The organism is Serratia sp. JSRIV006, from assembly GCF_019968685.1.
GTDB classification, from domain to species: Bacteria; Pseudomonadota; Gammaproteobacteria; order Enterobacterales; family Enterobacteriaceae; genus Chania; species Chania fonticola_B.
In genome coordinates this window covers 5357760-5382142 of sequence record NZ_CP074137.1, presented here as the reverse complement: position 1 = coordinate 5382142, position 24383 = coordinate 5357760, and the positions used below count along the sequence as shown (strand labels likewise).

19 protein-coding genes are annotated in these 24383 nt (G+C 55.6%); 6 read left to right on the top strand and 13 right to left on the bottom strand.

Annotation, left to right across the window (positions count from 1 at the left end; translation table 11 throughout):
• Positions 1–70: 70 nt before the first annotated feature.
• The gene (malT, locus tag KGP16_RS24920) at positions 71–2785 is read right to left on the bottom strand and encodes an HTH-type transcriptional regulator MalT (RefSeq protein WP_223500503.1); all 2715 of its coding nucleotides are present in this window, start codon (positions 2783–2785) and stop codon (positions 71–73) included.
• Between the two features lie 593 nt (positions 2786–3378).
• Between malT and malP the strand changes: the two genes are divergently transcribed.
• Positions 3379–5784: a maltodextrin phosphorylase gene (malP, locus tag KGP16_RS24915; protein WP_059199448.1), complete on the top strand. Its 2406-nt coding sequence runs from the start codon at positions 3379–3381 to the stop codon at positions 5782–5784.
• 9 nt (positions 5785–5793) lie between these two features.
• Positions 5794–7875, top strand: a complete 2082-nt coding sequence (malQ, locus tag KGP16_RS24910; RefSeq protein ID WP_223500502.1) for a 4-alpha-glucanotransferase — start codon at positions 5794–5796, stop codon at positions 7873–7875.
• Between the two features lie 72 nt (positions 7876–7947).
• Here the strand turns inward: malQ and nfuA are convergent, their stop codons facing one another.
• Both nfuA and gntX read right to left on the bottom strand, forming a co-directional pair.
• Positions 7948–8523, bottom strand: coding sequence for a Fe-S biogenesis protein NfuA (nfuA, locus tag KGP16_RS24905; RefSeq protein WP_021181724.1), 576 nt, complete (start codon positions 8521–8523; stop codon positions 7948–7950).
• A 58-nt stretch (positions 8524–8581) separates the two neighbouring features.
• The gene (gntX, locus tag KGP16_RS24900) at positions 8582–9265 is read right to left on the bottom strand and encodes a DNA utilization protein GntX (RefSeq protein ID WP_223500501.1); all 684 of its coding nucleotides are present in this window, start codon (positions 9263–9265) and stop codon (positions 8582–8584) included.
• Between the two features lie 31 nt (positions 9266–9296).
• Between gntX and bioH the strand changes: the two genes are divergently transcribed.
• Both bioH and KGP16_RS24890 read left to right on the top strand, forming a co-directional pair.
• A complete protein-coding gene (gene bioH / locus KGP16_RS24895) occupies positions 9297–10067 on the top strand; it encodes a pimeloyl-ACP methyl ester esterase BioH (protein ID WP_021807448.1) in 771 nt (256 codons plus the stop codon).
• A 300-nt stretch (positions 10068–10367) separates the two neighbouring features.
• A complete protein-coding gene (locus KGP16_RS24890) occupies positions 10368–10652 on the top strand; it encodes a YdgH/BhsA/McbA-like domain containing protein (RefSeq protein ID WP_021181721.1) in 285 nt (94 codons plus the stop codon).
• A gap of 42 nt (positions 10653–10694) precedes the next feature.
• Here KGP16_RS24890 and KGP16_RS24885 read toward each other — a convergent pair whose 3' ends face one another.
• The 6 genes from KGP16_RS24885 to greB form a co-directional block, all read right to left on the bottom strand.
• Positions 10695–10934, bottom strand: coding sequence for a FeoC-like transcriptional regulator (locus KGP16_RS24885; RefSeq protein ID WP_021807449.1), 240 nt, complete (start codon positions 10932–10934; stop codon positions 10695–10697).
• On the bottom strand, positions 10934–13246 hold the full coding sequence (feoB, locus tag KGP16_RS24880) for a Fe(2+) transporter permease subunit FeoB (RefSeq protein ID WP_071681371.1): 2313 nt from the start codon (positions 13244–13246) through the stop codon (positions 10934–10936). Before feoB ends, KGP16_RS24885 begins: the two co-directional genes overlap by 1 nt.
• A 75-nt stretch (positions 13247–13321) precedes the next feature.
• Positions 13322–13546, bottom strand: a complete 225-nt coding sequence (gene feoA, locus KGP16_RS24875) for a ferrous iron transporter A (protein ID WP_021807451.1) — start codon at positions 13544–13546, stop codon at positions 13322–13324.
• Positions 13547–14136: 590 nt separating this feature from the next.
• Positions 14137–14679 carry an RNA 2'-phosphotransferase gene (locus KGP16_RS24870; RefSeq protein WP_115159399.1) on the bottom strand — a complete coding sequence of 181 codons (543 nt, stop codon included), beginning with the start codon at positions 14677–14679 and terminating at the stop codon, positions 14137–14139.
• A 262-nt stretch (positions 14680–14941) separates the two neighbouring features.
• Entirely contained in the window at positions 14942–17272 is a 2331-nt protein-coding gene (locus KGP16_RS24865) for a Tex family protein (RefSeq protein ID WP_021807455.1), read from the bottom strand.
• 125 nt (positions 17273–17397) lie between these two features.
• Positions 17398–17880 carry a transcription elongation factor GreB gene (greB, locus tag KGP16_RS24860; protein ID WP_021181715.1) on the bottom strand — a complete coding sequence of 161 codons (483 nt, stop codon included), beginning with the start codon at positions 17878–17880 and terminating at the stop codon, positions 17398–17400.
• 377 nt (positions 17881–18257) lie between these two features.
• Here greB and ompR point away from each other — a divergent pair, with 377 nt between their 5' ends.
• Together ompR and envZ are read left to right on the top strand one after the other, a co-directional pair.
• The gene (ompR, locus tag KGP16_RS24855; RefSeq protein ID WP_004709363.1) at positions 18258–18977 is read left to right on the top strand and encodes a two-component system response regulator OmpR; all 720 of its coding nucleotides are present in this window, start codon (positions 18258–18260) and stop codon (positions 18975–18977) included.
• Positions 18974–20344, top strand: a complete 1371-nt coding sequence (gene envZ / locus KGP16_RS24850) for a two-component system sensor histidine kinase EnvZ (RefSeq protein ID WP_094981664.1) — start codon at positions 18974–18976, stop codon at positions 20342–20344. Before ompR ends, envZ begins: the two co-directional genes overlap by 4 nt.
• A gap of 184 nt (positions 20345–20528) precedes the next feature.
• Here envZ and pckA read toward each other — a convergent pair whose 3' ends face one another.
• The 4 genes from pckA to yrfG form a co-directional block, all read right to left on the bottom strand.
• Positions 20529–22148, bottom strand: coding sequence for a phosphoenolpyruvate carboxykinase (ATP) (gene pckA / locus KGP16_RS24845; protein ID WP_021807458.1), 1620 nt, complete (start codon positions 22146–22148; stop codon positions 20529–20531).
• 200 nt (positions 22149–22348) lie between these two features.
• Positions 22349–23227: an Hsp33 family molecular chaperone HslO gene (gene hslO / locus KGP16_RS24840; protein WP_021807459.1), complete on the bottom strand. Its 879-nt coding sequence runs from the start codon at positions 23225–23227 to the stop codon at positions 22349–22351.
• Positions 23228–23252: 25 nt separating this feature from the next.
• Positions 23253–23660: a ribosome-associated heat shock protein Hsp15 gene (hslR, locus tag KGP16_RS24835; RefSeq protein ID WP_021181711.1), complete on the bottom strand. Its 408-nt coding sequence runs from the start codon at positions 23658–23660 to the stop codon at positions 23253–23255.
• The gene (yrfG, locus tag KGP16_RS24830; protein WP_218520175.1) at positions 23657–24337 is read right to left on the bottom strand and encodes a GMP/IMP nucleotidase; all 681 of its coding nucleotides are present in this window, start codon (positions 24335–24337) and stop codon (positions 23657–23659) included. Before yrfG ends, hslR begins: the two co-directional genes overlap by 4 nt.
• Positions 24338–24383 lie beyond the last annotated feature (46 nt).

Here is a 24383-nt window from a genome sequence, read left to right as displayed (position 1 = left end):
GGCAGGAATAGCCCCTTTTCCTTGGGAATGTACAGGGGAGAGGGGCGTGTTACCTTAAGAATACGTTGGTCTAAGCGCCATAACCCATCATTTTCAGCAACTGCTGTGCTTGCTGCACCGCTTCCTGGCGATGTGCGACCCCCAGTTTCTGATACAGATTACGGATATGGGTTTTGATGGTGGTGGCCGCCACGGCCAGTTCCCCGGCAATCTGATCGTTGCTGTAACCGGAGTAAATCAGGCCCAGCACCTGCCATTCACGCTGTGTCAGCGGGCTCGTGCGGATCAATTCTGGTACTTGCGGGTGAGTTAGCAGCTTATCAACGAAGTTCTCGTCAAAATGAGCGAACTTGTGTCGGTGATGCTGGTTGATATCGCGCAGAATACGCTGGGCGCGATGCTGTTCCATCTCCGGCAGCGTGTTGAGCTGGATCAGTTGACGCAGTTGCTGCGCCATGGCCTCTCCCTCGATCACAAAGTGGCTGATAAACCCGGTGCGGTTAGCCAGTGAGAGCGACTCTATCAGCGCGCGCTGGGCGTCCACTTTGCGGTCCATCTGCCAGTAGAGGTGGTTACTGAGCAGCAGGTTACGGTTGAGATCGCTCACCAACCGCAGGCGGCGGGCATTTTCGTTCAGCTCGTCCAACACCACTTCGGCTTCTTCGTACTGCCCAAGCAGGATCTGGACACGGGCGATATTACGCCATTGCCCCTGCGTAAAGTGGTTATTGGCCATCCCCGGTTTTTCGGTATTGCGCAGCCAATTGGCCGCTGCGGTGGTATCCCCGGTCATCTGCCAGTGGATCACCCTGGGTTTATCGGCATTGGTCAGCCAGTCTCGGTGATACTGCGAGCCATGCAGCAGGACTTCGCTGCGCAGCAGGTGAGCATTGGCATTATCCAGATCGCCACGCGCCAGCGAGCATTTCGCCAACATCGCCAGGCATTGCAACTGCTGCTGCGGCTGGTAGTTAGCCAACACCTTTAGCCCTTCACGTGCCGCTTCTTCGGCTTCGTCCAACCGTGACCAAGACCAGAGCACCTGTGAGCGGATGCGCAGCAGGAACTCGTGCATCGGTAACTGCTCCAGATGCTGTTCACGCACCAGTTCGAAGGCCTTATCCTGGGTTTCATAGGCGGCTTGCAGGAACCCTTGCGCGATCAGAATTTCGCTCTGCTGCAACAGTGCCCACAGCGCATAGTGATAAGCCTGATGGCGGCGAGCCATCTGTTCGGTTTGCTGCATCATAGGCAACGCCCGGGCCAATTCCCCCTTGCAGTGGTGAACCTCACCGGTAACGGAGGTGGCCACAATGCGGCTGTAATAGCTGGATAGCGGCAGGAATTTCAGCGCCTCGGTGGCCAGGCGTTCGGCCTCTTCCGGTTTACCGGCGTTGATCGCCACCTGAGCACGCAGCGCGTCAAATTCAGCATGCAGAGTCTGGTCAATGACGATCTTTTGCTGGAGCATGGCCTGTTCGGCGCGTTCCAGTTGGGTATTCACTTCGCTGTAACGGTGTTGGCTTTGCGCCAGCCAGGCTTGCAGCAGCGCCAGTTTCGGGTTCTGGATCAGCCGTTCGTACGGCAGGGCATTCAGACACTCCTCCAGCAAGGCCAGTTCGCTGTGATGGAACAACGACCAGGCATGTTGCAACAGGATATCGCGCAACATGCTGACATCGCTGGCTGCCAACGCATGGTGAATGGCTTCCGCCGGGTACCCGAGCGCCAGCCATCCTTCTGCCGCCGCATGGTGCAGGCCTGGCAGTTCCAGCGCCAATTCCCACTGGCAACGCTGGCGCAGGAACGAGGCAAACAGCGGGTGGAAACAGAACCACTCGCCTGTGTCGTCCATACGGTGAATAAACAGGCCCTGGCGCTCAAGCTCTTCCAGGCGCTGCTGGCCGTTGTCTTCCCCGGTCAGGCGAACGATCAACGCGTCGTTCATCGAACGCAAAACCGAGCAGCGCAACAGGAACGCGCGGGCATCGGTATCAACGCGATCCAGCACCTCATCCACCAGATAATCGGACAGGTGGCTGGCGTTCAGCCCGGCCAGACGTTTGGCAGATTGCTGAGCGGAAGAGGTGGATTGGCGGGCGGAGAGCGCGATTAGCTGTAAGGCGGTTGCCCACCCCTCCACTTCGTCACACAGACGGCTGCTGTCATTGTGCTCCAGCGGGGAGGTAAGGCGGCAGTCAAAGAACTGTTTCGCCTCCTGATGATTAAAAGCCAATTGGCGCGTGCTCAGCTCTAACAGCTGATCGCGTACGCGAAGATTGGCGATCCCCAGGGGAGGCAGAGTGCGGGAAAGGATCAGCAGCGTCAGATTTTCTGGCTGGTGGCGCAGGAAGAAACGCATTGCTTCATGGATCTGGTCATTGGTGATCAGGTGGTAATCGTCGATCACCAGGTACAGCGGCTGGTGCCAGTCAGACAGCTCGATAAACAGCTGGGCAAACAGCGCCGAAAGGTTGGCGTATTGGTGTTTCTGGCTTAATGCCTCGCTTTTCACGCAGTGGCCAGTGGTAGCCTGTTGCAGCGCGGCGATCAGATAGCTGGCGAAGCGCTCCGGCTGGTTGTCGCTCTCGTCCAGGGAGTACCACCCCAGATCCGATTTGCCCGCGGCCCATTGTGCCACCAGCGTGGTCTTACCGTATCCTGCCGGGCAATTGACCAATGTCAGGCGATAGTTAGCCGCACCAGCCAGCTTCGCCAGCAGACGATCGCGTACCACGGTATTTTGCAGCCGTACCGGACGGCTCAGTTTTGATGGGATCAGCATAATATTCCAGGTGTAAAGTGCGGTTCCCGCCGCCGAAGGACTGCCCGAAGGAATTTATTTCACCGTGTTCCTGTCTCGGGACCGGGTTGAGTTAATTATTTTGTAGCTCGTAATTAATCCCCCTCTTTAACTTCGAACATCGTCAACGGTAATGCAACAAGCTTGCGCTTTGGCTTGAAGTTAAATTGCTATTGATCACACTTTTTTATGTTTGCCCTCGGTTCAGCTCTAACTGCGCTTTACATCGCGCCTGATTACCCTCAGAAATTACCCTGTTTTTCGGCCGTTAGTGGACGAGTACAAAACTTCATCAGCTATCATAACTGTGCTAACGTCCTGAGGTTTGCCGTCGATTTTATGCTCACCGGTGATATCGATGGGCTTTCTTACCGCACGCAAGGGGGCTTAAAAAGTGCCTGAGATCACAGTTTCAGCTACGCCCCAATCCTCCTCCCCAGCTAATCCCCAGGCGGGATGATGCCATTGCGGGTTCTCCCCGGCACGATAGTGAAAAAATTGGCCCATTTACTACCCAATGGAACTCAAGTTGCCGCTTGAAAGACGACGGGTACACCGGATAGAGAGTTTTACCTATGTCACAGCCTATGCTCAAAAAGGACGTTTTTCTGGCTGCACTGACTCGTCAGTGGCAGCGTTTTGGCCTCAGCTCCGCACAGCAGATGACTCAGCATCAATGGTGGGAGGCCGTAAGTGCCGCTCTCGCCGAACAGCTGGCCGCGCAGCCTGCACCGCGTAAAAGCAGCAAGTCGTTGCGCCATGTAAACTACATCTCGATGGAATTCCTGATTGGCCGCCTGACGGCCAATAACCTGATCAACCTTGGCTGGTATGACACCGTTGAGGCGGCGTTGGCAGAGCAGGACGTCAAGCTGGCCGATCTGTTGGAGCAGGAAACCGATCCGGCGTTAGGTAACGGTGGCCTGGGGCGTTTAGCCGCCTGTTTCCTGGACTCGATGGCCACGGTGGAGCAACCGGCTACCGGCTATGGGCTGAACTATCAATACGGGCTGTTCCGTCAGTCGTTCAAAGAGGGGCATCAGCAAGAGGCGCCGGATAACTGGCAGCGCGAGAGCTACCCGTGGTTCCGCCATAATGCGGCGTTGGCCGTGGATGTCGGGATTGGTGGTAAGGTAGAGAAACTGGCCGATGGCCGCGAACTGTGGCACCCGGAGTTTACCCTGCGTGGGGAAGCTTGGGATCTGCCGGTGCTGGGCTTCCGTAACGGAGTCACTCAGCCGCTGCGACTGTGGCAGGCAACGCATAGTCATCCATTCGATCTGGGGGATTTCAACGACGGCAAATTCCTGCAGGCGGAAAAGCAGGGCGTAGAAGCCGCCAAGCTGACCAAAGTGCTCTATCCGAATGACAACCATCAGGCTGGCAAACGCCTGCGCCTGATGCAGCAGTATTTCCAGTGTGCCTGCTCGGTGGCCGATATTCTGCGTAAGCACCATCTGGCCGGGCGCAAGATTGAAGAGTTGCCGAAGTACGAAGTGATCCAACTCAACGACACCCACCCAACCATCGCCATTCCAGAGCTGCTGCGTATTCTGCTCGATGAGCACCAACTGGATTGGGATGCGGCCTGGGCGATCACCAGCAAGACCTTTGCCTACACCAACCACACCCTGATGCCGGAAGCTCTGGAGTGCTGGGATGAGAAACTGGTCCGCAGCCTGCTGCCGCGCCACTTCTCTATCATCAAGCAGATCAATGCCAACTTTAAGCGGTTGGTAGACCAACACTGGCCGGGCGATGAGGCGGTGTGGGCCAAGCTGGCGGTGCACCACAACAAGCAGGTGCGCATGGCCAACCTGTGCGTGGTCAGCGGCTTTGCGGTGAACGGTGTGGCCCAGCTGCACTCGGACCTGGTGGTAAAAGATCTGTTCCCGGAATATCACCAGCTGTGGCCGAACAAATTCCACAACGTCACCAATGGTATTACGCCGCGTCGCTGGCTCAAGCAGTGTAACCCGGCATTGTCAGGCCTGATCGATACCACCCTGAAAGTGGAGTGGGCCAACGATCTTGATGCGCTGAAGGGCTTGGAAAAATACGCTGAAGACGCCGCTTTCCGCGAGAAGTACCAGCAGATTAAACGCGATAACAAGGTGGTCCTCGCCAACTACGTGCACAGCGTAATGGGGCTGACGCTCAATCCAGACGCGATCTTCGACGTGCAGATCAAACGCCTGCACGAGTACAAGCGCCAGCATCTGAACCTGCTGCACATTCTTTCGCTGTATCGCCAGCTGCGGGATAACCCGGATCTGGACATCGTGCCACGCGTATTCCTGTTTGGTGCCAAAGCCGCGCCGGGCTATTACCTGGCGAAGAACATCATCTATGCGATCAATCAGGCCGCAGAGAAGATCAATAACGATCCGATCGTCAAAGATCGCCTGAAAGTGGCCTTCATCCCTGATTACCGCGTTTCCGTCGCTGAACTGATGATCCCGGCGGCGGACATTTCCGAGCAGATCTCCACCGCCGGTAAAGAAGCGTCGGGCACCGGGAATATGAAGCTGGCGCTGAACGGCGCACTGACCGTTGGCACGCTGGACGGAGCCAACGTCGAGATCGCCGAGCAGGTCGGCGAGGACAACATCTTTATTTTCGGCAACACCGTGGAGCAGGTCAAAGCGCTGTTGGCCAAGGGTTATGATCCGCTGAGCTATCGCAAAAAAGACAAACACCTGAAGGCAATCCTGGATGAACTGGCCAGCGGCGCATTCAGTCACGGTGACAAGCACGCCTTCGATATGATGCTGCACAGCCTGTTGGAAGGTGGCGATCCGTATCTGGTGCTGGCGGACTTTGCTTCCTACTGCGAAGCTCAACGGCAGGTAGACAAACTGTATCGTGACCGCGACGAATGGACGCGCCGCACTATCCTTAACACCGCGCGCGTAGGCATGTTCAGCTCGGATCGTTCGATCCGTGACTATCAGCAACGCATTTGGCAAGCCAAGCGTTAAGGAGTGCGAATGAGTAAAGGTATCGATCAGGTAGCAGCCCAGGCTGGGATTGCTGCCGATTACATCAATGCCCACGGCCAACGCCAGGCGATTTCGCCGGAAACCAAACGCAAGCTGTTGGCGGCGATGAACCCGGCGTCGTTGCAGCCGTCAACGGCTCCCTTGCCGCTGGTTAAAGTCTTTTATCATGGTAACCCGGTGGCGCTGCCGCTGGGGGGAGATGGCGAGTTTCAGTGGGTATTGTTGCGTGAGGACGGTAGCCAGCAAGAAGGCCGTGCCAGTGCGCACAAAACCCTGACTCTGCCTGGCAAGTTACCGCTGGGTTATCACCAGCTCACGTTGTCACAGGGGGAGCAGCAATGGGCCTGCCGGCTGATTGTCGCCCCCAAGCGTTGCTACGAGCCGGATGCCTTGTTGACCGGCAAGAAGCTGTGGGGAGCCTGTGTACAGCTCTACACGCTGCGTTCCGAGCGTAACTGGGGGATTGGCGACTTTGGCGATCTGCGGGCGATGGTCGGTGAGGTGGGTGAACGCGGCGGCGCCTTTATCGGGCTCAACCCGATCCACGCGCTGTATCCGGCCAGTCCGGAAAGCGCCAGCCCTTATAGCCCGTCTTCGCGCCGCTGGTTGAACGTGGTGTATATCGACGTCAACGTGGTGGAGGATTTCCAGCTCAGCCAGGCTGCGCAAAAATGGTGGCAGAAGGCTGCGACGCAGAAGCTGTTGGCCAAGGCGCGTAGTAGTGAGCTGGTGGACTACAGCACGGTAACGCAGTTGAAGCTGGCGGCGTTGAAGCTGGCTTTCCCGCATTTCCAGGCCCGCAAGCCGCAGGATGCGCTGAAGCAGGAATTTGAGCGCTTCGTCGGCGAAGGAGGCAGCAGCCTGTATCAGCAGGCAACGTTCGACGCGTTACATGCCCATCTCAGTGCCAAAGACAGCACTATGTGGGGATGGCCAGCCTGGCCGGAGGAGTATCAGCAGGGCAACGACCCGGCAGTGGAAACCTTCTGTAAGCAGCATGAGGATGAGGTTACCTTCTACCTGTGGCTGCAATGGTTGGCGGCCAGCCAGTTTGCCGAGTGCTTCGGCCAAAGCCAGCAGTGCCAGATGCCGATTGGCCTGTACCGCGATCTGGCGGTCGGGGTGGCAGAGGGCGGGGCGGAAACCTGGTGTGAACGCGAGCTGTATTGCATGCAAGCCTCGGTGGGTGCTCCGCCGGATATTCTCGGGCCGCTGGGGCAAAATTGGGGCCTGCCGCCGATGGATCCGCATGTGATGGTGGCGCGGGGTTATCAGCCGTTTATCGATTTGCTGCGGGCCAACATGACCAGCTGTGGCGCCTTGCGTATCGATCACGTGATGGCGATGCTGCGTTTATGGTGGATCCCTTATGGTGAAACGGCCGATCACGGTGCCTATGTGAAATACCCGGTTGACGATCTGCTGGCGTTGTTGGCCTTGGAGAGTCAGCGCCATCGTTGCATGGTGATTGGGGAGGATTTAGGGACCGTGCCGGTGGAGATCGTCGGCAAACTGCGTGATAGCGGCGTCTATTCCTACAAGGTGCTGTATTTCGAGCACGATGCGGAGAAGCAGTTCCGTGCGCCGCAGTCTTATCCGGTGCAGGCAATGGCGACCATTACCACCCACGATCTGCCAACGCTGCGTGGCTATTGGCAAAGCGGCGATCTGACGCTCGGCAAGCAACTGGGGCTATACCCGGATGCGGAAGTGCTCAAAGAGCTGTTTGCCGATCGTGAACGGGCCAAGCAAGGGCTACTGGACGGGCTGCATCGTTACGGCTGCGTACCGCAAAAGGTCGGCAAGAAAGCCTCGTTGTTGAGCATGAGCCCGTTGCTGAACCGGGGTCTGCAACGCTATGTGGCAGACAGCGCCAGCGCGCTGCTGGGCCTGCAACCTGAAGACTGGCTGGATATGGCGGAACCGGTCAATATTCCCGGCACCAGCGATCAGTACCCGAACTGGCGGCGCAAGCTGAGCCAGACCTTGGAAGCGATGTTTGACGATGCTGAGGTCAACCGTTTATTGAAGGATTTGGATAAGCGACGCAGGAAGGTTTCGGTAGGCTAAATGCATCGGGGCGGCTTACCGACCGCGATGGAGACAGGCAGGGCGCAAAACGGAATTGCGCCCTGACAGTTATCAGTAGTAGGAGTGTTCGCCGCGCTGGTGCTCGGTGAGATCGCGCACGCCTTTCAGTTCCGGGAACTTTTGCAGCAGCTCTTTCTCGATCCCTTCCTTCAGCGTCACGTCGACCATTGAACAACCGTTGCAACCGCCGCCGAACTGCAGGATGGCCAACGCGTCGTCGGTGATTTCCATCAGCGTCACACGGCCACCGTGGCCAGCCAACTGCGGGTTGATCTGCGATTGCAGCACGTACTCAACGCGCTCCATCAGTGGCGCATTGTCGTCCACTTTGCGCATTTTGGCGTTCGGCGCTTTCAGCGTCAGCTGTGAGCCGAGCTGATCGGTGACGAAGTCGATCTCGGCGTCGTCCAGATAAGGCGCGCTCAGCTCATCGACGTAAGCGGACAGCTTCTCGAACTTGAGTTCGGTATCTGTCGCTTCCACCGCGTCTGGCGGGCAATAAGAGACACCGCATTCGGCCGTCGGCGTACCCGGATTGATCACGAATACGCGGATTTGGGTGCCTTCTTCTTGGCTTGCCAACAGCTTGGCAAAGTGTTCCTGTGCAGCATCTGTTATACGGATCATAGCATTAGCTCAATAGTTGACTTCTATAGTAGGTTATAATACGCCCATTGCCGTGGTACTACAACGTGCGGCAAACGCACCAAATCTGCAATGATGCGACGCCCTGCTTCTGTAACAGTGTAGCGATTTCCGCTATGGTGCTGCCAGTGGTAACCACATCATCCAGCAGCGCCACATGTTTTCCTGCCAGGTTCTCATCACAACGAAAAGCCCCACGCAGATTACGCCGCCGCAGGCGCGCTATCAATTGCTGTTGTGGCGCGGTTGCCCTGATGCGGCGTAAGGCCGCAGGGCGATATTCGCAGCCCAACCAGCGGGCCAGTGGCAGGGCCAACAGCTCGCTTTGGTTATAGCCACGTCGCCAGCAGCGTTTATCCTGCAAGGGTACCGCTAAAATCACCTCCGGTCTGTTCAGATGTTGCTCTCGCTGCGCCTGCAGCCAGTGCAGCAGGATCAAACGAGCCAGAGTGGGAGCCAGTGCGGGTGTCTGCTGGAATTTGAAATTTTTCACCAGGGTGCTGATGGGCGGGCGATAATCCGAAACAAATACCAAGGCTTGCCAAGGGGGCGCCTTTTGCAGACATCGTCCGCAAGGCTGATGGGGAGCGCCACTGGGCAAACCGCAAACCGGGCAGCAACAGGGTTTGGCGGGCAACGTGCGTAGGCAGTAGCTGCAGATACCCTGTTGCATCAGCCGTAATGGTTGCCGGCATAGCCAACAGCGGCTGTGGATTGGTAGCATAGTCACCTCCGTTTTAGCAGGACAATAACTGATGACTGAGCTGTATTGGAAAACACTGGGAGAGGGCGATCGCGATCTTGTGCTGCTGCACGGATGGGGATTGAATGCCGAGGTCTGGGGTTGCACATTGGAGCGATTGGCTCCGCATTTTCGCCTACATCTGGTGGACTTGCCTGGCTATGGCCGCAGCCAGGGCTATGGGGCCGTCTCGTTAACGGAGATGGCAGAGATACTGCTGGCCGCAGCACCCAAGCAGGCTTATTGGCTGGGGTGGTCCCTTGGTGGATTGGTTGCCGGGCAGATCGCCCTTATGCAGCCTGAGCGGGTAACCGGGCTGATCACCGTAGCTTCTTCGCCCTGCTTTACGGCGCACGACCCGTGGCCGGGGATCCGCCCGGAGGTGCTCAGTGGCTTCCAGCAGCAGCTCAGCCATGATTTCCAGCGCACCGTGGAACGTTTTCTGGCGTTGCAAACGTTGGGCACGGAAAGCGCTCGTCAGGATGCGCGCCAGTTAAAAACCGTAGTGCTTAATCAGCCGATACCGGGCGTTGAGGTGCTGAACGGAGGCCTGGAGATGCTACGTACGGTGGATCAACGCCAAGCGTTGGCGGCACTGACGATGCCGGTACTGCGTATTTATGGTTACCTCGACGGGCTGGTGCCGCGCAAAGTGGCTAGCCTGTTGGATGAATTGTGGCCAAACTCCACCTCGGAGGTGATCGCCAAAGCGGCCCATGCGCCGTTTATCTCTCACCCCGAAGCATTCGCTAACATTATTAATCAATTTGTTGCAACCGAGTAATGGCGCGGTCTGGCGGCGATATCTCATTGATTACAGATTATAAACGCACAAAACGACGGTAAATTTTTAACCAATAAGTGGATAAAAACTAAACCTGTTCGATACTTGAAGGGGTAAATGCGTGGCTACAAGGTGAATATAAGCTTATCAATCTTCACTTTGGCGATTTGTTTCTGGGCAGAGGGAGCTTCGTCAGGGAAAGCAACGAAGCTGTTAGACGTCGCAGTAGCCAAGCTCGATGACGCATTTGTTGTGAGTCGCTTTCATAAAAATCCAATTTATCCATTGAGAGGTATTATCATGAAATCATTGAAGATGATCGTTGCGGCGTTGATTGTAGGTTCAGTGTCTTTCGGTTCGATGGCTGCAACCTTGCTAACTAAGGACGAGCTGGATAAGAACCCAGGCAAGTATGAGAAAATTGGTACCGTGTCTTCAACAGCACAGGCCACCGATCCGATGGACTTGAAAGATGAATTGTCCAAACTGGCCGATGAGAAAGGGGGCCAATACTATGTCGTGCTGGCTGCCCGTGAGCACGGCAAGTTCAGCGCCGTAGCGGATGTGTATAAAGACAAGCAATAATCTTCAAGTAGGGGGTGCAGGCAAACTATTGCGCCCCTGTATTCACCCCTTCAAACGATAAATCACCGTGTTACAAGCCAGCCCTTCTGGGCAACTCTTACAGCTGCCGCTCAGGCATTCGCTGCTATCGAGCTCAATACGTTCAACTTTCCCCATGGCGGTCAAACGTTGCAGCATTGCTTCAACCAATGGCAAGGGCGTTGCCAACTGCTGACTCAGTTGTTGCGCCTGAGCGCTGCCCCGAAGGGCAAGCGCATCACGGATTTGCAGCAGGCTGGCCATTAGTGGCAGTCACCCGAACTTTGACAACAGGACGCCGAGGTGGTGCTACGCAAACGGATCGTTACGCGGCTACGAGCCTTGCGCAAGCCCAATAGTACCAGCGCATTGAACAGCAGCACGATCAGGATCGCTGTCGCGCTGTATTGCGGATGCTGGCTGAAGGTCGCGATCTGATAGAACAGCGTTGCCAGCGAATAGGCCACGTTCAGCCCCCACAGGATGGAGAAGGTCATCCAACCCCGGCTGGACTCACGTGCAATAGCGCCCATCACCGAAACGCAGGGAACGTAAAGCAACACGAAAATCAGATAGCTGTAGGCAGAGATTGAAGTGCCAAATTTGCTACTCATAACGCCCATTGAGCCCACGCCCATCTCACCATCACCCTTGCTGGCTTCGATAGGGTTGGAGAGTACGCTCAGGCTGAAGGTGCTCTTCAGGCCCTGCCAGGTTTCATTGACGGCGGCGCCGAGCTCATCAAGCAGGTTGAAGTTGGCGGCATCGAAGTGCTCATTGGTGATGTTCTCTGCGGTGTACAGCGTGTTGAGCGTCCCGACCACCACTTCTTTGGCCATCGCCCCGGTTACCAACCCGACGGTTGCTTGCCAGTTATCATTGTGTACGCCCATTGGCTGCAATAATGGCGTCAGCACTTTGGAAACCGAGGCCAGCGCTGAATCATTGATGCTGTCTACCGGCTGCCCGCTGAACGAGAAGCTGTTCAAGCCGCCAATAAAGATGCTGGCAATCACGATCACTTTCCCGGCGCGCAGCACAAAACCTTTCAGGCGTTGCCAGGTTTGCAGCAACAGGCTTTTCAGATGCGGCACGTGATAAACCGGCAGCTCCATCACGAACGGTGATGCTTCGCCGCGCATGATGGTGTATTTCAGCACCAGGCCGGTGAGGATCGCCACCACGATGCCGAGCATATACAGCGAGAACACCACGCCCGCGCCATCCTGGCCGAAGAAGGCCGCGGCGAATACGGCAAAGATTGCCAAACGCGCGCCGCAGGACATAAAGGGGGCCATCATGATGGTGATCAGGCGTTCACGTGGGGCATCCAAGGTGCGTGCGCCCATAATGGACGGCACGTTACAGCCAAAGCCGACGATCAGCGGCACAAAGGATTTACCCGGCAGCCCGAGCGCCTGCATCAGGCGGTCCATCACAAATGCCGCTCGCGCCATATAGCCGGAGTCTTCCAGGAATGACAGGAACAGATACATCATGCCGATCTGGGGAACCAGCGGCAGCACGGTATTGATACCGCCCCCCACGCCCTGCGCCAGGAAGACGGTCAGCCACTGCGGGAAATGCAGGGTATAACCGATCCACTGGATGCCCTGAATAAAGATGGCCGCCGAACCGAGATCGAAGATTGGTTGCAGTGCGCCACCGATGTTGATCGCCAATACGAACATGATGTACATCACCAGCAGGAAGATCGGCACCCCCAGCCAGCGGTTGAGGATCACCCGATCCAGTACCTCCGTCAGGCGGTTTGGCAATGCCAGCTTGGAGTTGCTGACCGCATCGCAGATAGTGGCGATCGACTGGTAGCGGGCATCGGCAATTACCAGCGCGGGATCTTCCTGCTGCTGCTGTTGCAGCGCTTGCCTGGAATGAGCCAGCAGATCGGTGGCGTTCCCGGCTAACTGATGGCTGTAGATGTCGCCCTCCAGCATTTGCAGGGCCAGCCAGCGGCGTTGTTCGGTGGGCAACTGTTGAGGCATGGCCTCGGTCAGCGTAGCGATTTCGTCTAACAGCAGCGGCGGATAGGCTACCAGCGCTTTTAACTCATTGAAGCGGTGATTGTCGATGGTCTGTTTCAGCAGGCCAATGCCGTCGGCCTTGGTGGAAACCATGGATACCACCGGGCAGCCAAGGCGCTCGGCCAGGGCGGCGACATCGATCTCAATATTCTGGCTCTTGGCAATATCTTGCATGTTCAAGGCCACGATGCACGGAATACCCAGCTCCAGCAGTTGCAGCGTCAGGTAGAGGTTGCGTTCCAGATTGGAGGCATCGACCACGTTGATCAGCATATCCGCATCGCCGCTCAGGATGTAGTGACAGGCGATCTGCTCATCCAGCGAGGTTTGTTCGGAGATGGTGGTGAGCGAGTAGGTGCCTGGTAAATCAACCAGCGTAACCTGCGACTGCGGCGTCGTAAACTGGCCCTCTTTACGCTCAACCGTCACCCCGGCCCAGTTACCGACCCGCTGGCGTGCTCCGGTGAGCTGGTTGAACAGCGTCGTCTTGCCCGAGTTCGGGTTACCGATTAAGCCAATAGTGATTTTTTTCATAAACCAACGTGATATCAGTAAATTAAGTATCGGCCGTGTTTGCACACGGCAACTGCCTGAGGCGGGGACAGCGCGTTACGCTTGGCTATCTAGCAGGATCAGGTCTATATCTTTTTTCCGCAGTACCAGGCTAACGCGGCGAGTCTTTATTTCTATCGGATCGCCAAATGGTGCCACGCGTACCACATCAAACTGCGAGCCGGGCAGCATGCCAAGCGACAGTAATTTCTGGCGGTAGGCCGGGCTAATCTCGCTGGAGAAACCGGTAATTTTATAGGTATGTTTAGGAAGCAGCTGCATATTGCCTTCTCAATGCGTTGAGCATTCCCACAGGAATGACACCTTCAGAACATTTGCTGCCCAGACTACCTGTGAAAAGGTGTATGGGGCCAGGAGCGCCGAGCCAAAAACAGAGCAATGAATACACAGAATCATAGTGATAACAATTATCGTATTCAATACGGAATGTATGGGCAATTGTAAATGCTGTCATATCTGCAATGGACGCCTTGCCAGCTCCTGTTTTAGCACTAAGCCAAACGCACTGCAAATGAGTGCAAAAGGTTAATTAAGTTGCAAGTTTGTGCATTTTCTTGCGGTAATGAAACAGTTGTAGCTCTATTGGCGTGGCTGAAAGTTTTATGGCGCAGATCTGGCAACATCGCCTGCTGTAAATGAGAGGGGTAAGTATTTGTGTTTACGACACAATCGACGAACTGAAAAGGTGGTGTTAATAAGGGTGTTAACAACGGAGTATTTTTACCGGAGTGCGGGCTTTAAGCGATAGCTCGAAATCGGGTGGCAAAATAATCGCCATTTTATTGCGGTAGGTCAAAATTGTTGGGGTGGCGCTAGAAGGGCAACTGGCAAAATTGCCTTCATTTCTGCCATCACTCACCTATAAACTTCACTGGCACAGCCGTCGTCAACCAGACCCCATTATCAGCCTGATAAAATCTAAAACCATTTTGGTACATTGCCAGGGCATCAATGGTTAACACAATAGGCTTGCCATGCCGTTGGCCAACGGCGGTCGCTGTAGTGATATCAGCGGATAGATGCACATACTGACGGGAGCCAGCGAGCAATCCGTCTTGATTAATTGAAGCGATAAAACGTGTTGCCGTGCCATGGTAAAGGTACTGTGGCGGGGTCTGTTCCTGATAGCTGATATCAACCTGTTTTGAGGAGTGCCCCTGTACAGCGCGGATATAACCACCATCATCAGAAATAGAGAAGCGCTTCTTGTCGCTGTTCTCTACAACCGATCTTAGTAGCTGCAGGTCAAGTATCCTACCCTTTTTAGCTGCACAGGCGATAAGCGAGTCGAGATTTGCCCATCCTTCACTGTCCAGCGCTAAACCGATAGATTCTGGTTGGTGGCGTAATACATAGCTTAAAAACTTGCTCACTTCCTGATTTTGATGACTCATTTCACATTCCTTGTTGTTAGTATCCGCATATTACTGGGTAATCTATGGCTGGTGTCAATCAAGAGAGCAATTTTGCTGACGCTATGTAAGGTGGGATGCCATCCCCGCTAGTGGATTGATGACTAATTTACCTACGAACTCCAGAAGTCCATAGTTGAATACATGGATCTCATCGACCGTAATAAATCCGCGCTGTCTCTTGAGCGCAGAACCGATCAAGAGACAGCCGAAGGAGGGGATAAGGGTTTATCCCCTCAGCTCATTATTTCTTGCCAAATGCGGCGGCCAGCGCGTCACCCATAGCGCTGTTACCTGCCGGGGTGCTGTTGCGTGGTTTAGGCTTATTAGCCGCTGGGCGTGAGTTTTTATCGCGAGCTGGAGCGCTATTATTGCCCCCGCCACGGCGTGGTGAACCTTCACCCGGTTGCTCATCCAGGCGCATGCTCAGCGCGATACGCTTACGCTGCAGATCCACCTCCATCACCTTCACCTTGACGATATCACCGGCTTTTACCACGGTATGCGGATCTTCAACGAACTTGTCCGCCAGTGACGAGATGTGCACCAGGCCATCCTGATGGACGCCGATATCAACAAAGGCACCAAAGTTAGTGACGTTGGTGACCGAACCTTCCAGGATCATACCCACTTGCAGGTCGTTGAGGGTTTCCACCCCTTCGGCGAAGGTAGCCGTTTTGAATTCCGGGCGTGGGTCGCGGCCCGGTTTTTCCAGCTCTTTCAGGATGTCGGTGACCGTTGGTACGCCGAATTTCTCATCGGTAAAGTCGCTGGCTTTCAGGCTGCGTACCGCGCTCGGGTTGCCCATCAAATCTTGCAGAGCCTGGCGGGTTGCGGCCAGAATGCGTTCCACCACCGGGTAGGTTTCCGGGTGAACGGTTGACGCATCCAGCGGGTTATCGCCGTGGTTGATGCGTAGGAAGCCCGCGCATTGCTCGAAGGCTTTTGGCCCCAAACGGCTCACTTTCAGCAGCTGTTCACGATTGCTGAAGCGGCCATTCTCATCACGCCAGGTGACGATATTCTGCGCCATCATGCGTGTCAGACCAGCTACACGGGTCAGCAGCGGCACGGAGGCGGTGTTCAGATCAACGCCAACGGCGTTCACACAGTCTTCCACCACCGAGTCCAGTTTCTTGGCTAACTGGCTTTGGCTGACGTCGTGTTGGTATTGGCCCACGCCGATAGATTTCGGATCGATTTTCACCAGTTCCGCCAACGGATCTTGCAGACGGCGGGCGATGGAAACCGCACCGCGCAGCGAAACGTCCAGGTTTGGGAACTCCAACGCGGCCAGCTCGGAAGCGGAATACACCGAAGCTCCGGCCTCGCTGACGATCACTTTCTGGGCTTTAACGTCTGGGAACTGCTGTTGCAGCTCGGCAAAGAAACGCTCGGTCTCGCGGGATGCGGTGCCGTTACCGATGGCAACCAGCTCAACCTTGTGTTTGATACACAGCGCGGCAACGACCGCAGCGGCTTTGGCTGCCTGCCCGGTGTGCGGATAGACGGTATCGGTGGCAACCAGCTTGCCGGTGGCATCTACCACCGCCACTTTAACGCCGGTGCGCAGGCCTGGATCCAGGCCCATGGTGGCGCGCATACCGGCCGGAGCGGCCATCAGCAAATCGTGCATGTTGCGGGCGAAAACGTTGATCGCTTCGTCTTCCGCGCGCTCACGCAGGGTACTCATCAGCTCGGTTTCCAGATGCAGCAACACCTTGATACGCCACGTCCAGTTAACCACGGATTTACGCCAGGCATCTGCCGGCGCGTTGTTCAGGCGCAGGTTGAGATGGTTGGTGATAATCAGCTCGCCCTGGCTTTCACGCGGGGTTTCTTCAAACTGCGGATCGGCGTTCAGCGCCAGTTGCAGCACGCCTTCATTGCGGCCACGGAACATCGCCAGCGCACGGTGCGAAGGCACTTGCGCAATTGGTTCGTGGTGATCGAAGTAGTCACGGAATTTCGCGCCTTCCTCTTCTTTTCCCTCGACAACCTTGGACACCAGATGGGCGTTTTTCCACAGGTAGTCACGCACCTTGGCCAGCAGGGCAGCGTCTTCGGCAAAGCGTTCCATCAGGATGTAGCGTGCGCCGTCCAGCGCCGCTTTGACGTCTGCCACACCCTTCTCTGCATCGACAAACCCTTCGGCCAGTTGCTCTGGCTGCTGTTGCGGATCTTGCCACAGGGAGTCTGCCAGCGGTTCCAGACCAGCTTCAATAGCGATCTGCCCACGGGTGCGGCGTTTCGGTTTGTAGGGCAAGTAAAGGTCTTCGAGTTCGGTTTTGCTTTGCGTGGCGTTGATTGCCCCCGCTAACTGCTCGGTCAGTTTACCCTGATCTTCAATGGACTTGAGAATGGTTTGGCGGCGATCTTCCAGTTCACGCAGATAGCCCAGACGAGTCTCCAACTGACGCAGTTGGGTATCATCCAGGCCCCCGGTGACTTCCTTACGATAGCGTGCGATAAACGGCACGGTATTACCTTCATCCAGCAGACGGATGGCGGAGTCAACTTGCTCCGGGCGGGCCTGCAGTTCGGTTGCAATAATGCGGCTCAGTGGATCAGTCATAAGTCAGGTATCTGTTAGCAGCGATAATCGATAGGGGGATAGTTATACGTTTTGCAGGGGGAAAATGCCAGTCCAGAGGGCCGAGGTTTTGATGGGCGCAGCATGCGGCGCCCCTAAGGTCTCAACTATTCTTCGTCTTTGATATATTCGATCTCGTTGACCGTCCAGTAGGCAATACCTGCCGGGGTCTCAACCGTAGCCGTATCTCCCACCTCTTTTTTCAGCAAGGCGCGAGCCATGGGTGAGTCGATGGAGATGTAGTCTTTACGGCCAAAGATTTCGTCGTAACCCACGATGCGAAAGCGTTTGGTATCGCCATCGTCATTCTCGATCTCTACCCAGGCCCCAAAGAACACCTTGCCCGCCTGCTGCGGCGAATAATCGACAATTTTCAGTTGCTCAAGGCACTTGGTGAGATAACGTACTCGACGATCGATCTCACGCAGCCGCTTCTTATTGTATTGGTAATCGGCGTTTTCACTTCGGTCGCCCAGGCTGGCGGCCCAGGTGACTTTCTTGGTCACTTCCGGGCGGTCTTCACGCCACAGAAAATCCAATTCTTTTTTGAGCTTGTTGTAACCCTCACGGGTGATCAGCAATGTTTTCATCGTCATCCATCATCAAATCACAGGAGCAGTGGCATTCTCGCATAAAGCGGCCACCATATCCGTTGGCGTTTTTTTTATAAACCTGAGGTACACTGCCAATTCGCCAGTCTTGCGGTTTTCTGCCAAGAGTGTACATCATACGCAGCGGGAAGTTGTTTACCGATTTGCCGCTCCGGTTTAAGTGAAAATTGTTGATATTTGGGCAAAAGAATAAGCTTTGTAACAATTTCGGCTAGAATATATACCATTAAACGCTGTCAGTAATGATGGAGTTTTTGAACAATACGAGGCTGTTGCCAAATAGCCGCCAGCGGTGCCAATGCATAAGTGCGGGCCACAGTCTAGAATCAGGCAATACAGCCTTTGGGAGTCAGACAATGCAAGAGAATCACAAGATTCTGGTCGTCGATGATGACATGCGCCTGCGCGCGCTTTTAGAGCGTTACTTAACCGAACAGGGCTTCCAGGTTCGCAGCGTTGCCAACGCTGAGCAAATGGATCGTTTGCTGACGCGTGAGTCTTTCCATCTGATGGTATTAGACCTGATGTTGCCGGGTGAGGATGGGCTATCCATTTGCCGCCGCCTGCGCAGTCAAAGCAACCCGATGCCGATCATTATGGTGACCGCGAAGGGTGAAGAAGTGGACCGTATCGTCGGGCTGGAAATCGGTGCCGATGACTATATCCCTAAGCCGTTCAACCCGCGTGAACTGCTTGCCCGTATCCGTGCCGTGCTGCGCCGTCAGGCCAACGAACTGCCGGGTGCGCCTTCTCAGGAAGAGGCGGTGATAGCCTTTGGTAAATTCAAACTGAACCTCGGCACGCGCGAGATGTTCCGTGAAGATGAGCCTATGCCATTAACCAGCGGTGAATTTGCCGTGCTGAAAGCCTTGGTCAGCCACCCACGCGAACCGTTATCGCGCGATAAGCTGATGAATCTGGCCCGTGGCCGCGAATACAGCGCGATGGAGCGTTCCATCGACGTGCAGATCTCGCGCCTGCGCCGCATGGTCGAAGAAGATCCGGCACATCCACGCTATATCCAGACCGTTTGGGGTCTTGGCTACGTCTTCGTCCCGGACGGCAGTAAGGCATGAGGCGATTACGCTTTTCACCGCGTAGCTCGTTTGCCCGAACTTTGCTGTTGATCGTCACCTTGCTGTTCGTCAGCCTGGTGACGACCTATCTGGTGGTGCTTAACTTCGCCATCCTGCCCAGTCTGCAGCAGTTCAATAAGGTATTGGCGTACGAAGTTCGTATGCTGATGACCGATCGGCTGCAACTGGAGGACGGTACCTTGCTTGAGGTGCCGCCAGCGTTCCGCCGCGAGATCTACCGCGAGCTGGGCATTTCGCTTTATACCAACGCGGCTGCTGAAGAGAGCGGCCTGCGCTGGGCACAACACTACCAGTTCCTTAGTCAGCAGATGGCGCAGCAACTGGGTGGCCCGACCGACGTCCGCGTCGAGGTGAATAAAAACTCCCCGGTGGTCTGGCTGAAAACCTGGTTGCAGCCGGATATCTGGGTGCGCGTCCCGCTGACCGAAATCCATCAAGGCGATTTTTCGCCGCTGTTCCGCTACACCCTGGCGATTATGCTGCTGGCGATAGGCGGCGCCTGGCTATTTATCCGCATTCAGAACCGCCCTCTGGTGGAGCTGGAGCACGCCGCCTTGCAGGTAGGCAAAGGCATTATTCCGCCGCCGCTACGTGAGTATGGTGCCTCTGAGGTGCGCTCGGTAACCCGGGCCTTCAACCAGATGGCCTCTGGGGTGAAGTTGCTGGCCGACGATCGCACGCTGCTGATGGCGGGGGTCAGTCATGACCTGCGCACGCCGTTGACGCGTATCCGTCTGGCGACGGAAATGATGAGCGAGCAAGACGGTTATCTGGCGGAGTCGATCAATAAAGATATCGAAGAATGTAACGCCATCATCGAACAGTTTATTGATTACCTGCGTACCGGCCAGGAGATGCAAACCGAAATTTGCGATTTGAATTCCATTCTGGGCGAAGTGGTGGCCACCGAAAGTGGCTACGAGCGGGTGATTGAAACCGATATTCTGCCGGGTGAGCTGATGGTGGATGTGCATCCGCTCTCGATCAAACGTGCGGTGGTGAATATGGTGGTGAATGCGGCGCGCTATGGCAACGGCTGGATCAAGGTCAGCAGCGGGCGAGAACTGCAGCGCGGCTGGTTCCAGGTGGAGGATGATGGCCCCGGTATCAAGCCGGAAGAGCTGAAGCACCTGTTCCAACCTTTTGTGCGCGGCGACAGTGCGCGTAGCACCAGCGGCACCGGGCTAGGGCTGGCGATCGTGCAGCGCATCATTGACGCTCATGCTGGCGTGCTGGATATCGGCACCAGCGAGCGTGGTGGGCTGCGTATCCGAGCCTATCTCCCAATACCGATCGAGAAGAAAGAAACTTCCAGCGGGAATCCGCCAGCCAAAGAGAACGCCTGATATCCTGACTTAAGGCCGCAGCATTGTGGCCTGGTCAATATTAACGGGCGCAGCATGCAGCGCCCCTACAAATTGACCACAAGTGCAAGTCAGCCACGAATTCAAACCAACCTCAAGTGCAAATCAGCCAAAAATAGAAAAGGCGCGGAATTCCGCGCCTTGGCTTAGGAGGTAATCAACGCTATTACAGTTTCGGACCCGAGCTGACCAGTGCAGCGCCTGCCGGGGTATCGGTGTATTTGTCGAAGTTGGTGATAAAGCGGTTCGCCAGATCGTGCGCCTTCTCTTCCCACTGTTCTATGTTGGCATAGGTGGCACGTGGGTCGAGGATGGCCGGATCAACGCCTGGCAGGGCGGTAGGCATCGACAGATCGAAGATTGGCAGCGTGATGGTTTCTGCCTTATCGATTTCACCGTTGAGGATGGCGTCGATAATGCCGCGGGTGTCTTTGATCGAGATACGCTTACCGGTGCCGTTCCAGCCGGTATTGACCAGGTAAGCCTGGGCTCCGGCTGCCTGCATGCGCTTGACCAGCACTTCTGCATACTGGGTTGGGTGCAGTGACAGGAATGCCGCGCCAAAGCAGGCAGAGAAGGTTGGCGTTGGCTCGGTAACGCCGCGCTCGGTACCGGCCAGTTTGGCGGTGAAACCGGACAGGAAGTGGTACTGGGTCTGGTTGGCCGTCAGGCGTGATACCGGTGGCAGTACGCCGAAGGCGTCCGCAGTCAGGAAGATCACCTTGGTAGCGTGGCCTGCTTTGGACACCGGCTTGACGATATTGTGGATGTGGTAGATCGGATAGGAAACGCGGGTGTTCTCGGTTTTCGATCCGTCGTTGAAGTCCACGGTGCCGTCGGCCAATACGGTGACGTTTTCCAGCAGCGCATCACGCTTGATGGCGTGATAGATATCTGGCTCGGCTTCTTCCGACAACTTGATGGTCTTGGCGTAGCAGCCGCCTTCGAAGTTGAAGACGCCATCGTCATCCCAGCCGTGTTCGTCATCGCCAATCAGTTGGCGTTTCGGATCGGTGGACAGGGTGGTTTTACCGGTGCCGGACAGGCCGAAGAACACCGCCACGTCGCCTTTCTCGCCCACGTTGGCCGAGCAGTGCATGGAGGCAATGCCTTTAAGCGGTAGCAGGTAGTTCATGATGGAGAACATACCCTTTTTCATTTCGCCGCCGTACCAGGTGCCGCCGATCAGCTGCATACGCTCGGTCAGGTTGAATGCCACGAAGTTTTCCGAGTTCATTCCCTGCTGCTGCCAGTTCGGGTTGGTGCACTTGGCGCCGTTCATCACCACGAAATCAGGCTCAAAGCCCTGCAGTTCTTCATCGCTCGGGCGGATAAACATGTTTTTGACGAAATGCGCTTGCCAGGCCACTTCTGTGATAAAGCGGACTTTCAGGCGGGAGTCTGCGTTAGCACCGCAGAAGGTATCGACCACGAACAGGCGCTTGCCGGAAAGCTGCTCGGTGACCAATTTTTTCAGATCTGCCCAGACTTCAGGGCTGAGAGGTTTGTTATCGTTCTTGCCTTTACCTTGATCGGCCCACCAGACGGTGTCCCGGGTGATATCGTCACGGACGATGTACTTATCTTTTGGCGAACGGCCGGTGAAGATGCCGGTATCGACGGCAACGGCACCCAGATTGGTTACTACACCACGCTCAAACCCTTGCAGTGAAGGGTCCGTTTCTTCCTTAAACAGTAATTCATAACTCGGATTGTGAACGATTTCACCAACGTTATGAATTCCATAAGCGGCAAGATCCTGGTGGGTTATACCATTAACACGCATGTCACTACTCCTTGATCACAGAATTTCTGGCGACAATTGTAGGGATCCATGGCGATGTAACCGCGATAGGTATCAAATATTTAACGTATTAAACGTTTTTTAGTTACGTTATGAGATGTAGACCACGGAATAAAGCAAGCGTGCAAACGGCGAGGGCTGACGTGCGTCACAACTCGACGCACGTCACACCGCGGTGTTGCTTAATGCAGTTGGGTGTTGCTGTCGGCATTGCCGTTGTGGAGGGCGGCGATGTCTAACGCATCGAATACATAATGATTACCACAGTAATCACAGTGCATATCGATGTTGCCATCCTGTTCCAGCATATCGGCCACTTCTTCCGCTGGCAGCGTGATCAAGGCATCGGCACAGCGCTGGCGTGAACAGGTACAGCGGAAGATCACGTCCTGAGGTTCGTACAGCGTAACCTCTTCCTGATGATAGAGGCGATACAGCACTTCGTTGGCCGGCAGGGTGAACAGCTCGTGATCCTTGATGGTGGCGGTCAGCTGCACCAGATGGTCGAAATCATCGGCATTGCCATCCTGAGCTGGCAGTACCTGCAGCAGCATACCGGCAGCCGCAGGTTTGCCTTCAGCTTCACCGGTACGGATAAACAGGCGCGTTGGCAACTGTTCGGACTGGCGGAAATACCCTTCCAGACACTGGGCCAGCGTTTCACCTTCCAGACCCACCACGCCCTGATAGCGTTCACCTTCAGACGGGCTGATGGTGATCACCATAATGCCGTTACCCAGCATCTGGTGCAGGGTGCTGTCGGCCACAATCTCGCCTTCGACACGGGCTACACCACGCATCTCCTGGCGATTATTGCCGTTGATCACTGCCAGTTTCAGCGGGCCGTCGCCTTGCACCTGAACGGTAATGTCACCGTCGAACTTCAGCGTGGCGGTCAGCAGGCTGGTGGCTACCAGCAACTCGCCCAGCAGTTTTTGTACCGGTGCCGGATAATCATGGTTGGTCAGGATGTGCTGATAGGTTTCGCTGACGGTAACCAGCTCACCGCGCACCGCGTAGTTTTCGAACAGGTAACGGTGTAATTGGTCATGGTTGGACATAGTTTTCTCTCATTGAGGCGAGGGATTATTCCTGCTCGCCAAATTTAAATTTAATCAAATCGCGCCGCTCTTTCTTGTCCGGACGACGATCCGGATGCGGCATGGTCAGCGCATTCATCTTGCGTGCCAGCGCCACTTTCTCGCGATTGGCAATGCTGGCCTCGGTTTCCTGATACATCAGCTGCGCCTCGTCGGCTCCACGCCGTTGGCTATTGATGGCCAGCACGATGACAGTGCGTTCGTCGTTGCCCTGACGCAGCTTGATTTCGGCATTGATTTCAACGGCTTTACTCGGCTTGCCGCGCTGCCCGTTGTAGTGCACCTTGCCGCCGTCGATCATGTCACGGGCCAGTGCGCGGGTTTTGTAAAATCGGGCGGCCCACAGCCATTTATCCAGGCGGACGGCCTCATCCGGTGTTGCTTTGGCTTTCATTGCTCCCTCCGTTCCAAGGCCGGTATCAACTGGCGGTAGTCGCTCATTGACGGATAACGCTGGAAAGTTTTACTCGCCATGCTGGAATCCGGGTTCTGCACGCCTAGGCAGTAGCGGATACCAAACTTGCTTGCGGCATCCAGGATCGGTTCACCATCATCCACAAACAGCGTGCGCTGCGGGTCAAAGCCGGTTAGTTGCTGAACTGCCTGCCACAGACGCTGATCTTCCTTTGGATAACCAAATGTGTGGGTGGAAAGTAATAAATCAAGGTGTCGATCCAAACCGGTGTGCTCAACCTTCACCGCCAGACTGTGTGGATGCGCGTTGGTGAGCAGGATGGTGCGCTGCCCGGCATCGCGTAACGCCTGCAAAAATGGTTGGGTATCTTCACGCAGCCGAGCGCGGTTACCGACTTCGCTGGTCATTTGGTAGATATTCAGCCCTAGGCGTTCGCTCCAGTAATCAAAGCAATACCAGTTCATGGTGTGTTGCACGGCCAGGTATTCCTGGTGAATGATTTTGCTGGCGTCGTCGAAGGGAATGTCTCGTTGCTCACTCAACGCCTGCGGTACCAGCGTTAGCCAAAAATGGCTGTCGAATTCAAGATCCAGCAGGGTGCCGTCCATATCCAGCAGTACGGTATCAATATCGTGCCAGTCAAACTCAGGAACCATGTACCAACTCCATAGGCGGGATAGCGGTATCCCGCGGATGATAAAA

What these genes read in the sequence shown, in the direction of transcription:
- malT (WP_223500503.1), bottom strand. Translation starts at nt 2,785, where the DNA reads ATGCTGATCCCATCAAAACTGAGCCGTCCGGTACGGCTGCAAAATACC.
- malP (WP_059199448.1), top strand. Translation starts at nt 3,379, where the DNA reads ATGTCACAGCCTATGCTCAAAAAGGACGTTTTTCTGGCTGCACTGACT.
- malQ (WP_223500502.1), top strand. Translation starts at nt 5,794, where the DNA reads ATGAGTAAAGGTATCGATCAGGTAGCAGCCCAGGCTGGGATTGCTGCC.
- nfuA (WP_021181724.1), bottom strand. Translation starts at nt 8,523, where the DNA reads ATGATCCGTATAACAGATGCTGCACAGGAACACTTTGCCAAGCTGTTG.
- gntX (WP_223500501.1), bottom strand. Translation starts at nt 9,265, where the DNA reads ATGCTACCAATCCACAGCCGCTGTTGGCTATGCCGGCAACCATTACGG.
- bioH (WP_021807448.1), top strand. Translation starts at nt 9,297, where the DNA reads ATGACTGAGCTGTATTGGAAAACACTGGGAGAGGGCGATCGCGATCTT.
- KGP16_RS24890 (WP_021181721.1), top strand. Translation starts at nt 10,368, where the DNA reads ATGAAATCATTGAAGATGATCGTTGCGGCGTTGATTGTAGGTTCAGTG.
- KGP16_RS24885 (WP_021807449.1), bottom strand. Translation starts at nt 10,934, where the DNA reads ATGGCCAGCCTGCTGCAAATCCGTGATGCGCTTGCCCTTCGGGGCAGC.
- feoB (WP_071681371.1), bottom strand. Translation starts at nt 13,246, where the DNA reads ATGAAAAAAATCACTATTGGCTTAATCGGTAACCCGAACTCGGGCAAG.
- feoA (WP_021807451.1), bottom strand. Translation starts at nt 13,546, where the DNA reads ATGCAGCTGCTTCCTAAACATACCTATAAAATTACCGGTTTCTCCAGC.
- KGP16_RS24870 (WP_115159399.1), bottom strand. Translation starts at nt 14,679, where the DNA reads ATGAGTCATCAAAATCAGGAAGTGAGCAAGTTTTTAAGCTATGTATTA.
- KGP16_RS24865 (WP_021807455.1), bottom strand. Translation starts at nt 17,272, where the DNA reads ATGACTGATCCACTGAGCCGCATTATTGCAACCGAACTGCAGGCCCGC.
- greB (WP_021181715.1), bottom strand. Translation starts at nt 17,880, where the DNA reads ATGAAAACATTGCTGATCACCCGTGAGGGTTACAACAAGCTCAAAAAA.
- ompR (WP_004709363.1), top strand. Translation starts at nt 18,258, where the DNA reads ATGCAAGAGAATCACAAGATTCTGGTCGTCGATGATGACATGCGCCTG.
- envZ (WP_094981664.1), top strand. Translation starts at nt 18,974, where the DNA reads ATGAGGCGATTACGCTTTTCACCGCGTAGCTCGTTTGCCCGAACTTTG.
- pckA (WP_021807458.1), bottom strand. Translation starts at nt 22,148, where the DNA reads ATGCGTGTTAATGGTATAACCCACCAGGATCTTGCCGCTTATGGAATT.
- hslO (WP_021807459.1), bottom strand. Translation starts at nt 23,227, where the DNA reads ATGTCCAACCATGACCAATTACACCGTTACCTGTTCGAAAACTACGCG.
- hslR (WP_021181711.1), bottom strand. Translation starts at nt 23,660, where the DNA reads ATGAAAGCCAAAGCAACACCGGATGAGGCCGTCCGCCTGGATAAATGG.
- yrfG (WP_218520175.1), bottom strand. Translation starts at nt 24,337, where the DNA reads ATGGTTCCTGAGTTTGACTGGCACGATATTGATACCGTACTGCTGGAT.